The organism is Marinomonas sp. UCMA 3892 (genome assembly GCF_012726345.1).
Lineage (GTDB): Bacteria > Pseudomonadota > Gammaproteobacteria > Pseudomonadales > Marinomonadaceae > Marinomonas.
In genome coordinates, this window is record NZ_PTXN01000008.1 from 195982 (window position 1) to 211853 (window position 15872).

At 44.4% G+C, this 15872-nt stretch carries 13 protein-coding genes and 1 other RNA gene; 3 read left to right on the forward strand and 11 right to left on the reverse strand.

Features of this window, described 5'->3' with window-relative positions:
• Positions 1-10: 10 nt before the first annotated feature.
• Complete coding sequence (locus B6N13_RS13060; protein WP_169459582.1) at positions 11-967, forward strand: 2-oxoglutarate and iron-dependent oxygenase domain-containing protein; 957 nt, start codon at positions 11-13, stop codon at positions 965-967.
• A 113-nt stretch (positions 968-1080) separates the two neighbouring features.
• Here the strand turns inward: B6N13_RS13060 and B6N13_RS13065 are convergent, their stop codons facing one another.
• The 5 genes from B6N13_RS13065 to B6N13_RS13085 all read right to left on the reverse strand — a co-directional run bounded on the left by B6N13_RS13065 (position 1081) and on the right by B6N13_RS13085 (position 6141).
• A complete protein-coding gene (locus B6N13_RS13065; protein ID WP_169459583.1) occupies positions 1081-1839 on the reverse strand; it encodes an SDR family NAD(P)-dependent oxidoreductase in 759 nt (252 codons plus the stop codon).
• A 163-nt stretch (positions 1840-2002) separates the two neighbouring features.
• Positions 2003-2788, reverse strand: a complete 786-nt coding sequence (locus tag B6N13_RS13070; protein WP_072839818.1) for a class II glutamine amidotransferase — start codon at positions 2786-2788, stop codon at positions 2003-2005.
• Between the two features lie 73 nt (positions 2789-2861).
• Positions 2862-4529 carry a methyl-accepting chemotaxis protein gene (locus B6N13_RS13075; RefSeq protein WP_169459584.1) on the reverse strand — a complete coding sequence of 556 codons (1668 nt, stop codon included), beginning with the start codon at positions 4527-4529 and terminating at the stop codon, positions 2862-2864.
• A 320-nt stretch (positions 4530-4849) separates the two neighbouring features.
• Positions 4850-5263 (reverse strand): phosphoribosyl-AMP cyclohydrolase, encoded by a 414-nt coding sequence (hisI, locus tag B6N13_RS13080; RefSeq protein ID WP_100637173.1) that lies wholly within the window; start codon positions 5261-5263, stop codon positions 4850-4852.
• Positions 5260-6141 carry a 6-carboxytetrahydropterin synthase gene (locus B6N13_RS13085; protein WP_169459585.1) on the reverse strand — a complete coding sequence of 294 codons (882 nt, stop codon included), beginning with the start codon at positions 6139-6141 and terminating at the stop codon, positions 5260-5262. Before B6N13_RS13085 ends, hisI begins: the two co-directional genes overlap by 4 nt.
• 221 nt (positions 6142-6362) lie before the next feature.
• On the opposite strand from B6N13_RS13085, the gene ffs reads away from it, so the two are divergent.
• An RNA gene (gene ffs, locus B6N13_RS13090) (signal recognition particle sRNA small type) lies at positions 6363-6459 on the forward strand.
• Between the two features lie 136 nt (positions 6460-6595).
• Positions 6596-6877, forward strand: a complete 282-nt coding sequence (locus B6N13_RS13095) for a TnsA endonuclease N-terminal domain-containing protein (protein ID WP_169459586.1) — start codon at positions 6596-6598, stop codon at positions 6875-6877.
• A 98-nt stretch (positions 6878-6975) separates the two neighbouring features.
• On the opposite strand, the gene B6N13_RS13100 is transcribed toward B6N13_RS13095, so the two are convergent.
• Genes B6N13_RS13100 through B6N13_RS13125 form a run of 6 tightly spaced genes read right to left on the reverse strand, consistent with a single transcriptional unit; the run spans position 6976 to position 15779 of the window.
• A complete protein-coding gene (locus B6N13_RS13100) occupies positions 6976-7464 on the reverse strand; it encodes a ParB N-terminal domain-containing protein (protein WP_100188433.1) in 489 nt (162 codons plus the stop codon).
• Between the two features lie 2 nt (positions 7465-7466).
• On the reverse strand, positions 7467-8687 hold the full coding sequence (locus B6N13_RS13105; protein ID WP_100188432.1) for a type III PLP-dependent enzyme: 1221 nt from the start codon (positions 8685-8687) through the stop codon (positions 7467-7469).
• Entirely contained in the window at positions 8684-9451 is a 768-nt protein-coding gene (locus tag B6N13_RS13110) for an aldolase/citrate lyase family protein (RefSeq protein WP_100188431.1), read from the reverse strand. Before B6N13_RS13110 ends, B6N13_RS13105 begins: the two co-directional genes overlap by 4 nt.
• A 1-nt stretch (position 9452) precedes the next feature.
• Complete coding sequence (locus B6N13_RS13115) at positions 9453-12971, reverse strand: IucA/IucC family protein (protein ID WP_169459587.1); 3519 nt, start codon at positions 12969-12971, stop codon at positions 9453-9455.
• A complete protein-coding gene (locus tag B6N13_RS13120) occupies positions 12968-14176 on the reverse strand; it encodes an MFS transporter (protein ID WP_100188429.1) in 1209 nt (402 codons plus the stop codon). Before B6N13_RS13120 ends, B6N13_RS13115 begins: the two co-directional genes overlap by 4 nt.
• Positions 14166-15779, reverse strand: coding sequence for an IucA/IucC family protein (locus tag B6N13_RS13125; protein WP_169459588.1), 1614 nt, complete (start codon positions 15777-15779; stop codon positions 14166-14168). Before B6N13_RS13125 ends, B6N13_RS13120 begins: the two co-directional genes overlap by 11 nt.
• Between the last annotated feature and the right edge of the window lie 93 nt (positions 15780-15872).

The window sequence follows — 15872 nt, forward strand, 5'->3', positions numbered from 1 at the left end:
GGAACGCGTAATGTCCATTCCATTGATTGATTTATCTAAACTGATTCACGAGAGCGAGTCTGTCCGCCAAACTGAAATAAACGCCCTAGACAAGGCGTGCCGAGAGATTGGATTCTTCTACCTAACCAACACAGGTATTCCGAAAGAATTGATGGCAGCACTGATGCGTGAAGCTAAACGATTCTTTAATCAGCCGCAAGATGTGAAAAATGCCATTGATATTAAAGACAGTATCAATCACCGTGGTTACGGCAATATTGGTGAAGAACAGTTGGACGAAATTGGCCATGCGGATTGGAAAGAAACCTTCGATATGGCATTGGATTTTCCTAAGGACCATCCGTTGGCGCTTAAGTATCCGACGGCTTATGGCCCTAACCAGAATCCAAGCGATCCGACTACGCTGGAAGTGTTGCAAGAATACTATGTGCAAGCTTTTCAAGTAGCACAAAAACTTCTAACTGCCATGGCGCAAGCGCTGTCTTTGGAAGACGATTTCTTTATTCGCGGCTTTAAAGATCACGTTACCGTGTTGCGTATGATTCATTATCCGCCACGTCCAGCTAACGACCATGATAATGGCGCGGGTGCGCACACGGATTACGGCTGTGTCACCTTGTTGTTGCAAGATCAGATTGGTGGTTTGCAAGTGAAAAATCGCAAAGGCGAATGGGTCGATGCAACGCCAATCGATGACGCGTTAGTGGTAAATATTGGTGACTTGATGCAGCGTTGGACCAACGACGAATATGTTTCTACTGCACACCGTGTGCGTGCTTCGTTGCCAGACGTGCATCGCTATTCTTTCCCATTCTTTGTGGAGCCAGATTACGAAACCAATGTTGAGTGCGTGCCGAGTTGTGCTACAGCTGACAAACCTGCGAAATACGATGCTATTTTAAGCGGCGACTGGATTCAGTCGCGATTTGATGCGACTTACGCGTATCGAGAAAAAGAGAGCGCATAAAAGAAGGGTGCATAAATAGTATCGCAACAAAAAACCTCATATTGATCCAAGGTGAGGTTTTTTATTGCTAAGTAAAAAGCTTTATCGCTAAGTAAAAATCTATCTAGGTCGATTTACTGAGCGAGGTAACCACCGTCTACAGGATAATACGATGCAGTAACAAAAGACGCCGCATCACTGGCTAACCAAGCCACAAGGTGAGCGACTTCTTCTGGTTTGCCAAGGCGCTTCAGTGCGTGTTTTTGAGCAAGCATATCTAGTGTCTCGGCATCTAAATGTTCATCGACCAAAGGCGTATGAATAAAGCCAGGGCCTACGGCATTTACACGAATATTGTCCTCTGCATGCTCGACTGCAGCGGCTTTGGACATACCTACAACGCCGTGTTTTGCGCTGACGTAAGCGGGGGAGCTCGGGAATGCAACTTGGCCAAGGATGGATGCCATGTTGATAATGCTACCAGAACCATTTTTACGCATGGCAGCAATGGCTTCGCGTTGGCAATAAAAAACACCGTTGAAGTTAACATCAATCACTTTTAACCAATCTTCTGTGGTGTAATCGCCAGATTTGCAAGCGGGGCCGCCAATGCCTGCGTTGTTGACCGCTATGTCTAGACTGCCAAGTTGCTTCACGGTTTCAGCCATAGCGGCTTTGACCGATTCTGGATCGCTTACATCGACTTTAATGGTGATGCATTTCACATTGTATTTACTGATAGATTGTTTAGCTTTTTCTAATGCTTCTTCATGAAGATCCCAAATGGCGACATCGGCACCTGAATAGGCCAGTAGCTCTACACAGGCTAAACCAATCCCTGATGCGCCGCCTGTTACCATGGCCTTTTTGTTGTCTAATTGGTAGTTGATCATGTTAGCTCCTTTTAATTGAATCAATGCAATTGAATAACTCACCCCTGAAGGGTAACAGTCAAACGGTTAAGTTGCATGATGTAGGTCAAAGGAAGTGGGAAGATAAAGTAGCAATAATATAAAAGATAAATTATTTATCAAAAAAGAAGGGCGAAAATGACCGCTAGGCGGTCATTTTTAATAATTCAGACAAAGGTTGGATTTGGTAATTTTGACCTTTGATTCTGGCAATGTGCCCTGCTGGCACTTGAGTCCAGCTGTCGCTGCAATGGTCGAGAGGTTCTGAGCCAATCACAATGTGCTTGGCGAATTGCTTGCAGTATAGGCTTGGTGCCAGTTCATCACTGGAAAAGCGAATCGCGGTGATTTCTTCTCCGTCTGAAAAAACCGCCGTGAAGCGCAATGGATCTTTGATGTTCTTCTGTTTCATCATGTCGAGAATTTGCGATAAAGTTATCTCAATCGCGTATTCTGGATTCGTTTCTAAACCATTGGCGATCATCAATAGGAAAATAACTTCTGAATCAGTTGCGCCATGACGGTGGCTATAAAGATGCTCTGGAATCAAGCGATCTAACTGCCAGCGTAAAGACTCATAACCGCCAATTTGTCCGTTGTGCATGAATAACCAATTCTTGTAACTGAATGGGTGGCAGTTCGAACGGTTGGTTTCTGTGCCCGTAGAGGAGCGAACATGGGCGAAGAATAGCCCACTTTTAATGTGTCTCGCTAAACTCTTTAAATTGCTGTCACTCCAAGCTGGCAAGACTTCATGATAAAGCCCTGGTTCTTCGCGTTCATCGTACCAGCCAAGACCAAAACCATCGGCATTCACGGTGACTTCGGATTTTCTGGCGCTTAAGCTTTGATGAATTAAAGAATGCTCTTGTTTAAAAAGCAATGACTCAAGGTAAACAGGATCGCCTTGGTACGCCATCCAACGACACATGATTTTCTCCTAGGAATGAAAATAAAGGGAAGTAACTTCGTTACTTCCCTAGAGATCTTAATTTGCTGTAGTTCTATACTTTGAAGTAGCTGATTTTTGCCGACAATTGTGTGGCTAATGAAGCCAGCTGTCCAGCTGAGTTACTAATAGAATGTATAGATTTAGTGGTGCGTGATGCAATCTCGGTAATATTTTCGACATTGCGGCTTACTTCGGCCGTTACTGATGCTTGCTCTTCTGCTGTCGCTGAAATTCTATCGTTCATATCGCGAATTTTAGACACGGATTGATTAATATGTCGAAGCGAATCTTCCTCGTGTTTAACTTGATTTACGGCATCAGTGGAGCGCTGATGGCTCGATGTCATGGCTTTTACTGCAGAGCTTGTACCACTTTGCAATAGGGCAATCATTTTCTCAATTTCTTGTGTGGCATTTTGCGTGTTTTGTGCAAGATGACGCACTTCATCCGCTACCACCGCAAAGCCACGACCTTGTTCACCCGCCCGTGCGGCTTCAATCGCCGCATTTAGGGCGAGGAGATTGGTTTGTTCGGCAATGCCAAGGATAGTATTTAGAATGCCGCTGATTTCCTTGGTGTTAGATTCTAACTCATTAATAGTAGCTGCTGAGCTAGCAATTTCTTCGGCCAATTGTTGAATGCTGTTTATGGTAGACACAACAATCGCGGCGCCTTCGTTGGCTGCTGTTTCAGCATTATGCGCCGCTTGGCTTGCATCTGTTGTGGATTCAGAAACATGCACTGCCGTGGCTTGAATTTCTTGTATCGCTTGAGATATGAAGTTGGTTTCTTGTTGTTGGCGATCGACCATTTCAGAGGATTCGTCGGTAATACGGTTAAGGTCATTAGCTGCATTGGTCAACATGGAGCTGGACTCAGCCACATCATGCAAAATGCTACTAAGCTGAATGACTAGTTTGTCCATTGCTGTTTCCAGCATGCCGATTTCGTCTTTGCGTGTGCTGGCAATTTTAGATTGAACCAAATCACCTGAGGCAATTTCTTCTGCGCGTCGAACAGCTTTAATAAGCGGTCTACAAATGCCGTTAACAATGATGATACTGACAGTGATACCAATCACAATGAGTACTGCAGCAAATAAACCACTGGCATAAATGGTTTGATCAAGTTTGCTGTTTTGGTTGTCTGCAACGGCGCTACTGTATTCATTAATGGAGGTTATAATTTCCTCCATTTGTTTGTTCACCGTAATCAAGCTTTCGTCAGCAGCACGTCGAGATTTATTCGCTTTCATGGTGTTGAGCTTGACCCACCAGCTGTAGGTTTCTGTGCTGGCTTCTAAGAAGATAGCTTGTTGCTCTTCTAGTGCTTTAATCTGTTCTAGTAAGCCGTCTAATCCATCGTGTACTGGCATGGTTGCAAGAATGCTTTTTACATTTTCGATACTGGTTACCAACTCACCAGTGTAAGTTTTGAATTTTTCTGCTGATTCTGCAATTTGCTCAGTGCCATACCCACCAATTGTTTTAGCAATAGATACTTGGAAGTAACCGCGTTCAAATTCAACAGATTGTTGTAGTAAAAGCTGACGACTTTTTTCTAAGTTCTTAACTAGTTGGAGGCTTTGCGTGGAAAGACTTTGTAATTCTGAAGACACGGATTTACTGGTAAGTGCAGAACTAACGCTCATACCAACAATAACCAGCGAAAAGAGTGCAATAAGTGAAAGTATTTTAGTGCGTACGGACAGATTTAACATAGTTAACCCAATGAATTAAGAGTGTTGGTCGATATCTCTTATCCAGCAATACTTATGCCAATCAAGTTTCATTCCCTCGCACGAAGGGCGTTGACTTGTTATCCTTCCTGAACTTGTACTTTATTTGATCTAAAGTTTGGCAAAATATTTGCTAGCTTCGAGAGTGAATAAAAAATTTGCTTTTTTACCGTTCAGATTCAATTGCATAATTCTTGTGGAATGTGCAAAAAAAACTGACAAGACCTAAGGTAACTCGAAAGGGAGAGAGAAGCATAGTGGTTTTTTGCCAAAATGCTCCATTTTTGTGCGTTTTTTGTAACTTACTTGGTTGTAGATGGTGCAGAGCTGATAACAACGTCGTTTCCGTCAACCGTAAAAAAGAAGCAGTCGCGTCGATTGGTATGGCAAGCAGGGCCTTGTTGATTCACTTTGACCAGAATCGCGTCGCCATCACAGTCGAATGACATAGATACCAATGTTTGGCGGTGACCAGAACTTTCGCCTTTACGCCAGTAGGTTTGGCGTGAGCGAGACCAATAACATACTTGACCTGTTTCTAGGGTTTCACGAATGGATTTTTCATTCATGTACGCCAACATTAATACTTCACCAGTATCATGTTGTTGCGCGATGGCCGCGACTAAGCCATGCTCGTCTGTTTTCAGATTCGCTAATACTGTGTCTAGCGATAGCTTTTCGCCTTTGGCGAGGTTTTCGTATTCTTTTAAGCTCATATTCTTGCCTTTATTTTTTCTGAGATTGCGCCTTTACCAATGCCTTCAAAGCCGTGTGCTTCAATGTGCACACCTAGATTCTCTTCTGCTAATACATCAGCAATGTGGGCAGAAAGGGACTCAACCGTGGTATCGCAATCCAGCATGTAGACTTGATTGCTGTCGATTTTTAGCTCAAACAAACCTTGCTGGCTGGTGTAGCTAAAGCAGTGATAATTTACACCGTTTTCAGTCACTTGGCTTATCAAGTCTTCTTGGGTACCTAAATAGATGTCTTCCCAACGCTTTGCCCAATCGTGTTCCAATGCGGCATTTCGTGCGCCATCTGTGTAAATCTCAACCGTAGAGCGATGACCATGAGCAATTCGTTGGCAATTACCTGCATGCTTCTTTAAGCCATGGCTGTATTGGTATTGCGCGCCAGTAATTTGCTCTGGTGAAAAACGCACGCTAACGGCTTCTAATTCCGCTGGCAGCAGATTAAGAATTTGCGACTCAACCCATTTAGCAACCGCTTCTGGCGTGACTTCTGTCATTGGCAATACGCAAATGGCTTGGGTCGGCGCGTCGCACTGAAATACACGTTTGTCGTCAGCTGTGGCTTTACTGTGATCAAAGTGAAAAGACACGCGATCATCAGCTAATGGAGTCATAGTTGATCCGCTGTGCTCAGCAGGAATCGCCAGCATGTGATCGATATTTTCATCCAGCCATTTCTTGATTTGTTTTTTAACGATACTGAAATCACAAATCATGCTTTCATCGTTTAACTTGCCTGTCAGCACAATGTCTGTCTGCCAGCTTTCACCCAACAAACCACGTGTGGCATCAAAGTAGGAAAAATCCACGTGGGTCAGGTTTTTTACAAATAGCTTCAACTCGCTACTCCTATGATTCTTAATGGCGCGTATCTTACCGTAAATAGAAGCAGCGTTATAGCTTGATACTAAGAAGCAATAGAGTAGATATGGAGTAGAAAAGGGGGATGATTAGCGGCAATTTATAAGTATTTGAAAATACATAAGAAAGGCGGTTGATATTTCGATTTGGCTGCGTATAATTGCGCCCCAAGGTCAACAGGCCTCCTTTATGGTGTCTCTGCTGGTCCCCTCGCAACGATAAACCGTTAATCTGGTCAGGTCCGGAAGGAAGCAGCCACAGCGGTGGACTTGTGTGCCGAGGTGCGGCTGGTAGAGATGCCACCTTAATCTCCCCCAATATTGATTGAATCATAAGTTGACAAATTTGCAGTTTGCTGTGACAAATTTGCACTTTACCTTGACATAGCCTATTTTTAAGTTGTTATTTTGTTACAACTTACAGGATTGAGCTATGTATAATCGTAACCTTCGTAAGCCAAGCCCCAATAAAAATATCTTTAAGTTTGCTAGCAAAAAAAATCATCACATTATTTTGTGTGAAAGTGCATTAGAATTTGACGCATGCTTTCATTTAGAGTTTTCCCCATTAATAGTTACGTTTGAATCTCAGCCTATCGGCATAGAGTATCAAGCAGATAATAAAGTTCGCCGTTATACACCGGACTTCAAGATCGTGAAGGATACAGGTGAGGTTGAATACATTGAGATAAAACCTATGAATAAGAGTCATTAATAAATTTCATAAATAAGTAAAGTGCTGGGAGCTACTTGAAAAAATACCTTAATCCAAGCGCTCCCTAGTAAATTTTGAAACTTGCCAGGGTTTAGTTTTCACTTCAGAAGTTCAAGAGAAATATTACATGTAGGCAATGGGCTTTTGAAAATATGCTTGGTGCTTTTTGGGGGGAAAAATTTTCTATTTTTTGCGAAATCCTTAATTACTTTAGGTGTGACCAGCATTGATGAATGGGTACTGATCAACTCAACTTCACTGTAATCTAGCAAGATGCAAGGAATACGTTTTAGGTTTAGTCTTTGAGCTGCTGCTCTTCGGTGATGGCCGTCCATAATCGCAAAACTGTCTCTATCTATCGTTACTGGTACCCGCCATAGCTTTTCCATTTCTATTTTATTGGCCAGCCAGTCTACACGATAATCATAAACTTCCTCGTTAGGTAGTATTAGATTTAAATCAACAAAAGTAACAGGTTTTGCACCCAGCATGGTCGACGTTCGCTCGGAAATGTCTGATAAAAAACTCTTATCCAGCATTGTTAATGTGTCGTGGAAAATGTCTGAGAATTGTTTTGCGTGCAACATTGTTAATACTCCTTAGGAAATGTTAATTGATTATTTTGAATATAAATCCGTTCTGGGTGCGGATGGCTTAAAAAATCATGATGAGATATGTGCCAACCGTAGGCGCCAGCATGCTCAAATAGGACTAGATCACCAACCCTTACTTGCTCAACATGAACTTGTTTGCCTAATACATCTTTTGGAGTACATAACTCTCCACATAATGTGATGTTTTCTTGATTGAAACCTGGGCGAGAGCAGGGCCAGTTCCATTGCTCTTTCGGCACAATTTTGAAGGGGTGATTATGCTGCCAAGAAGAAGGTAGTCTAAAATGATGGCTGCCCCCCCTAAGAATGGCAAAGTTCTCGCCATGATTAGTTTTAAGATCAGTCACCTCGGCGACATAACAACCAATGGGGGCTGTAACGAATCGCCCACACTCCATCGCCAGCTTGAACTCGATGCCAGATTGCTCAAAAATCAGCGTTAGTCCATCGCAGTAGAGCTCCCAATCAAACTGAGAGCCATGAGGTTCATAATTAAATCCAATTCCACCACCGACATTAATAAGTTCTATTTCGAAGCCAAATGCTCGCTGCCACATTTGAGCGAGCTCAATGTAGTTTTGAATCAGGAGAAGATGGCTTTTAGCATCTAAGTTGTTGGATAGGGCATGGAAGTGAAAGCCGACACAGCTGATGTTCGAATAATTCCCTAGAGACTTAAGAATACTTTCGATCTGATGTTGGTCAACTCCGAACTGGGTCGGTTTGCCAGCCATCTGTAACGTCGCATTTGGCAAGCTGAAATAAGGGTTTATGCGAAGCAAAACCTTTACAGGTTTTCCAGCGTCTTTTGCCAGTGTATTTAAGCGGATGAGTTGAAGCTCACTTTCAATGTGATAGAGCTCCACGTTTGACTCTAGCGCTCCCTGTAACTCAACTGAAGTTTTTCCTGGTCCACCGAATGCAATCGGCTTATCAGGTGTTGCCTGTCTGACCTTATTTATCTCCCCTAAGGAAGCTACTTCAAAACCATAGACATAGGGCGCTAAGGTTCTAAGTACGGGCTTGTCAGAGTTGGCTTTGATCGCATAGTAGAAATTTACCTGTTCAGGCAATTCTCGCGTAATCCATTGAATTCGCTCTGATAAGTAGTCTAAATCGTAATAGTAAGCACATATCGGCTCATTCTGATCATCAATGTACTGTTTCAGGGGCGTTAGAGAAAATGGGGTTGTCATACTATCTCCTTATGGGCCAAAAGGTGAGCTTGATGCGCGCGTCGCATAATGCCTCTGTCATCACCAATGACGAATAGTGAAACCGATTGTTTACGCCAGCGTTGCATATCGTCGATATGACGGGGCAAAGCGCAAAAGGCTTTACCAGCAGAGTGAGCCGCTGCACAAATCTGCTCAAGAGCCTGTTGAACTTTAACGTGGCTTGTCTGCCACGATAAGCCCATGGATTGAGATAGATCGGCAGCCCCTTCGAGAATTACGTCTATACCATCGACCTTTGCAATGGACTCCACATTGCTAAGTCCTTCCAAGCTTTCGATCATGACGACAACTAGAGTGTTTTCCATAGCTTTGTGGATGGCATCATTTAAGCCATCCATGCCATAGCGGCTGGTCCGAGTAGAATTGAGTCCTCTATGTCCTAGTGGGGCATAGTGGCATAACCCAACGGCATTTCGAGCCTGATTAGTGTGGTCAACTCTGGCAAATACCATACCCGCCACCCCAGCATCTAATAAAGGTACGACTAAGTGGGAGGTGTTAGGTGGAACTCGTACCAGTACTTCTAGCTGGCTAGCTCGGGCAGCCAGTACCATTGTTTCAATCTGCTCGCAGCTGATGAGCGTATGCTCCAAGTCAATTATTACAAAGTCATATCCAGCGGCAGCCATCTGCTCAAGAGCAACTGCAGATGGAATGGAGCAAAACACACCGAAGCATTCTTCCCTATTTAGAATTCGAGATTTGAGTGATGTCTTGAGCATTTTAGCGCGCTCCACTCAATGGGTTAGCCACTGACATCACACGTAGCCTAATTTCCGGCAGAAAGCGGCGGCTCGCTAGCTGTTCAACATCAATTTGAGCTGCAAAGAAGTCAAACAGCTTGAAGCGGTCGGCAATATTAGGATTGTTAGACTGGTACTGCTCGATCACAGTTCGTGTCAGCTGCCAAAATTTCTCCTCATCGAAGCCGTAATGTAGATGAATGAACCAAGAAAGCTCAGCCAAGTTAACGAAGCATAGGGCGTCTTGGGTGAAATCCCGTAACTCACTAGCACTATTTGTTTCTAAAAACGAGTTGGGGTTTACTGCTGCATGCGCGGTTGGAGCATCAGTGAGCTCTGGCAGGGTAACGGAATTCCCCATAAGCTCCCGGCTATAGCGGACACCGTCATGGAAATCTTTTAGCGCAACCTTGATTGGCATGCCATCTTGGTGGATTAAAAGCATATTTTGAGCATGAGATTCTAGGGCTGTCCCGTACTGCCATAGTAAATGCATTACCGGTAAGTAGACTCGTTCAATGAGCTTTTGAATCCAGTTTTCTATTCCGTGCTGATTGATCCATGGATCGATTACGGGTCGTTTATCTAAATCAAGTTGCATGAGTATTGTCACAGGGCACGCTGATTGGTCCTCTTTTAGGTACGGATAGACACTTTCACGCCAGATGCATGCCAGTGCGCCATATTGAGCAGGGATTTGAAGAGAGGGGGAAACCGACAGGCCGGCGATTTCACGTAAGATAATAGGTTTGTGCGCTTCGGGTAGAACTACATCATCTTGTACCAACTGCCATAGCCAGTCGCTTATCGGAGCTGCATTTTGCACAGTATGTGGCGCGAGAACGCGTGATGTTGAAGTATTTATAAGACTCATCGCCAATTTAACTGATGGTGCCCATAGGTTACTTACATTGGATAAAGTTCGAATCGACTGTTGTGGTAAATAATCAGGCCCCTTTACATTAAGCTTAATCATTTGGGCTTTTACGATCTGGTCTTGGTAAAAAACGCGGATGACTTTTTCCCATTGCCATGGATGAACAGGAAGCAAGGCCACTTTATGGAATGTTTTACCCGCTTCGGCAATCTGTGTCTTAATTGACTTAATTTCTGAGCTGGAAAACTGCTGACGATAAATAGTTTCCCAATTGTATGACTCACTGGTTTTTGTCTGAATCAGTGATTGGTCAACTGCGATCCAGACAACCGGATACCCTGATGAAAGTTCAGGTCCAAAGCGTTCATTCTCTATTAAGTCAAAGCCGATCCGAGATTTAAAACTTGGATGATACAAATGGCCGTTATTGGCGCGTGCTTCTTGCTCAAAATAAGTCATCTCTCGTAAAGGGATAGCAGGAAGAGATTGCAATGCCTGAGCGTGCTTTACTAGGGTTTGAATAAGCTCTTGCTGAAATTGGGTCCAGTGTTCTGGCTCCACCTCAATTACTTGAGCAAGATCTAGCATAACTTGATTAAGAGAAGGGGCATTAGATTGATCTGATTCCTGTCTTCTCAGCGTTCCAGGTTGTAAGCGGATTCGACCAAAGCTGAAGCTAATACGAGCGTTACACTGGTAGCTTAATTCCTTAGTGACAGGAATATGTAGGCTATCGTTTACCTGTTGGTAGGAGAGGGCACGTTCAAATAGCAATGCCTCAAACAGCTGATCAATGACTCTTTGTTCTGCTTGCTGATACGGTACAGTCATCTCTGTTTTATTTAGTGGAGTAAGACCGCAGTAGTGATAGCGACAAAGTGGGTTCAAGATTCCAACCCATACAGGTTTTTCACCGCTCTTCTGGAAGGTACTGAGCATGTTGGCTTTCGCTGGCAACTCGCGTGTCTGCAGAAGTTGCTGCACATAGCTTTTCCCTTGTTCAGACTTATTGGCATCGAACAGGGTTTGTCCTGTTATGCGCCATAAGTCGTCTTCGGTTGTCGGACAAAACCTAGCAATCGCACCGATTAGATGAGCAAGATGATTTACTACCAGATAGTATTTAAAACGGAACCAAGCTTCGTCAGTAGAATACCAAACGGAGCTATCATGTTTGACTTCAGGACAACGCGTTCCTAACACAGAGTCTTTGACGACGCTGACACCTTCCATGTCACGTACTACCAGTTGGATGGGGATACCATTCTCAAATCTCATCAAACTATTTTGAAGATGAGCTTCAAGACTGATCCCCGTTTTAGCAAAGAGCTCCAGCGCAGGCAGGAGTGATACCTTGATATACTGCGCCCACCAATCGCAGATAAAGTCTTTTGTCACGGATGTATTTGCAACCTGAGCAGCCTGATTAATGTAATGCAGCAAAGGCAATTCACCTGTTTCAAGATTTTCTTCAACAAGACTGCCCAAAATCCGTGTTTTTGCCAGAGCGCTAGCTTCCAAGCCCGCTCGATAAACGATGCCAAATGATGCCTCTAACTCAGGAATCTTAAGTGTCTGAGCGGCCAATTCTGGTAATAAACGAAGGTTTTCCTGAGATTCATCAGGGCCGATTTTGTTGAGTAATCGACTGGCATCAATAGCCCTAATTATCTGCTCAGTTGGATTGTTGCGGATAAAGTTGGTGATTCGAACATCTAGGGACAGTTTTAGAAACAGTCCGGTTTCGGGCATCCATACAGTGCGTACGGATGACGTAGGCCAAACCACTTGGCCTATTGGTCCAAGTGAAATAATAGCTTGACCGTCAAGCTTCCTACGAATCTCGTCGTTATCGAACAGGAAGTTTGCCTGCCAAGGGTGGCAGGGCAGAAGTTCATATTGATTAGATTTCGTCCCCAATAGTTGCTCTGCTTCATATTGTGCCTTTGGATCAATTAACTTGGATACGTCATGACCACTGGCATATGTCTGAAGTAATTCTGGCGCTACGGCGAAGTAGTGTAGTTTGAATGACGCCCCTAATTCAGGGCTATAACGTCGAATATCGTCTTCGCTAAAACCGATGTTGGCTTTTGATGTGACATGAAATGGATGGCCTAGCAGCATACCTTGTTCAGAGGTGATGAAATTTTTGACGAGATGTAACGAATCTATTGGGCCACTTCGTTCATTCATGAAGAAACGGGATCGCTCTACGCTATTGCACATGTGTTCATAGAGTGTGGCTGCGGCCTCATGTTGTGCATCAAGTGGCTCCGCTTCAAAAGCCAACTGCTGACTAATCAATTTCAGCAACGGCTGTATCTCGGTTAAACGCTCTACATGGAATCCTTTTGCAGACTCTAGTACGAACTGCTCACCATACTGGTGGTAGCCAGTTAGGGATAAATGTATGATGCTGCCGTATAAGATGGTATCCGATGAAGTAAAAGGATAAGCAAAGCAAATCGAAGCTTCTGTAGGATCCAGCATGTCGAAAAGTGGATTGTTGGTATGTGGAATCTCAAGCTTACTTATCTCCACACCAGTCTCACGAAAATAGGTATTGAGATATTGTTCGTAAAGCTTGTTTAGCCAACGTGAGTTTTGGGTTGACGTCATAGTCTGATTGCCTTTTGGTTGGTGGTGTTTTTGTTAGGAATGAGAAAGAGTGCAGCCGCAGCAAAAAAAGCAGCACTGATGGCTATGGCCCCCGAAGCTTGAAAAAACGAATAGCCTCCCGCTGCGGCTAGTGGACCAATTAACTGCCCGAGAACCAGTGCGCTTTTAGCGGTGCCTATTGCTTGTCCTTGCTGACTTGAGCCTGCTTGTTTGCCAATGCTGTACATGACCGCGGGGATCAATGCGGCAAAAAAGAATCCTTGAATGATTCGTAGTAGTGCGATAAGCCATAGGCTATTTACCCAGAGCAGCGCCAGAACCGTTGCGCCACATCCCGCAGCTGCGGTGATAAAGCTTCCGACAGCATCACCTTGATCATTGCGTTTTCCCCAGTAGGCTCCGGCTACAAAAGTGGCTGCCCAAGCGATAGCGTGCAGAACTCCTGTCGCGGTTGCGGGGGGAGCTAAGGTTTGCTCAAGGTCATTGATATAAAGGGCAAAGCAGGTCACTAGTGCAAAGGCTCCGCCTTGGGCGAAGGCGCCAGCACCAAGCCAAGAGAGTGTTGGCCAATTTAAATACCATCCCTTAGCGAGAGCGGTGCCGCTTTGCTCTATGAGTGAAGAGGAGGAAGCCCCTTGAAGTAATAACGTTGCGGTAATTAGAGCGATACATGTCATACCCGCTGTTAAATTCAATAGGAGTTTCATTCCCCATTGGTCCATAAACAGCCCTCCAACAAGGGGACCGCTTAGGCAGGCTGCGGCAATTGCGCTCTGGAGTTTTGCTAATGTGACCCCTCTGGATATACCATCGACAGGAGAGGCTGACTCCACGATATGACTGGTGTATGCCGTTATTGCAACGGATACGCCACATAAACCAAGCAATATTCGGGAAAAAAGAAATAGCGCGATCGTTTCGGAAATAGACATCAGAACCAGTGAAAGACAGAAGCCTGAAAGTGCTATCGTTAAGAGGTTCTTGTATCCCCAGCGATCTGCTAGTCGTCCAATAAATGGCGCGGTTAGCATACTGCCTACTGCTGGGGCGGCTAACGCGATGCTTGCCCAAATTGCCAAGTTGCCTGCATGTGCCGTCAGCTTTTCCAAGTACAACGGCATGACGGGAATCAGAACCATCAAGCCAAACGTGGCTAGAAACTGACAGCACAGAAGAAGATGAAGAGCTCTGGCATTAGCTTTCATTGGAAAATGTACTTTCGGATAGTTCGGTTACTTCAACATAGTGTAATGGATTAAGGATCTCTCCCATTGCACTAGGCATTCCTGAAGTGGCCTGCTGTTGATGTAATAGTGGGGTAAGCAGTTGTTTGAATGGCCAAACCTTTGAGTCAAGTAAGGTTTCACAAAGGGTAGCGGCTAATTGCATATCACGTAGGCTATTCGCAAAGTCTTCAAGACAAATCCGGATCCAACGCCAAAAGTCAGCTTCATTGTGATCGCAGTGTCGAAGTGCTGCTAAAGCGATAGGATATAAGTTCACTTGTATACCGAGCGTTACGAAGTACCCTAAAAGCTGCTGATCGGACTCTAGTACTAGCGAGTTTGACGTCGACCAGTCGATCTTGTAGTCAGGTATAGGCAAGCCGCTTTTCTTGAGACGATCTGTGCAGATTCTAAGGGTGTCGTGGTCTCGGAGAATAAAGCCGCTTAGTTCGCCATCTTGATACTGTGCGATAACGTTTTGTCCATGGCATTCAGGCATTACCCCGTAGCTCCATAATGTCAGGAATGTATCAATAAATAGTGACGACAATTTTTTAACGGCTTGCCAGGGATCAGTCTGTTCGCCCAACAGTTTCTGAAATACAGAAATTTGTGAGAAGGCCAGCGACGATAAAGTGATTTGCTGGCTTGACTGGTCATTTGCCTGGGTGGGTAAATAGCGCAGTTGGCAGCCGAATAATCCTTTGTTTTTAATTAGATCTTGACCAGATACTTCATGGGTGTCTTTGACTACCCACCAACGATTTTCATCGCACAGGGTTAATACCTCTGCGAGATCGGGTTGCTGGACTAAAATCATTTCTAGCAACCGGCAGGCTTCATCACCATTGATCAAGTAGCGAGGTGGCATTGATCGGACAGCACCCAATGTTCGAGCATTAGTGGAGAGCTTTAAGTGGAGATTTCTGTCTTGTAAGCTGATGAGTGTGCGTAACGAAGATGTAGGCACACCAGCTAGAGACGTGAATGAAAGATTAATGCCTTCAACACCACTGTCATCAGATAAAAGCTCACGATGCTGGGTAGGTAACATCGGCAGAGTGATATAATTTGGAGCTAACTTCGCCATTTTGTTTTTAAGCTGGGCGAGTTCCTTGTCTTTAAGGAGAAGGTCAGCAGGCTGTGAAGCTTGCTTAGTTATTAGTTGACTAGGATGGAAAGCCCACCAATGTAGGTTGAATGAAGTTGAAACTAACGAAGCTAGTGCACCCTTTGCATGTGCAAAAGGATGGAATGGGCGATCCGCAGCTAAAGCTATCCTTTCGCTGGTAATCAAAGTGTCACGTCCCTGATCCTCAAGGGATTGCAGCAGTGTTGGTAGAGAGTCGATCAAATCGAAACTCTCATGCCACCATTGAATGACTTCAGCATGGTTCGACTTTGGCCACCATGATGCTTGAACCAAGTAAAGGATGACTTGCCTAAGGTCTATCAATTTACGGGAATGGTTAGCTTTATCGGACAGGTGAACTATGTTGTCCAGCACTCGATATGGCCTTAGTCCTTGCTGTCGATCACAGGTTAGTTCTAGTGAGATTGAATCGTTCAGTGCAATAGACATTAAGGGCTCAGAAAATCTTAGTTGACTATGAAAATCGTTGAAATTTTCCATATAGAGAGCATCAATCAGTTTTTGAAGTTGATCGGCGTAAAG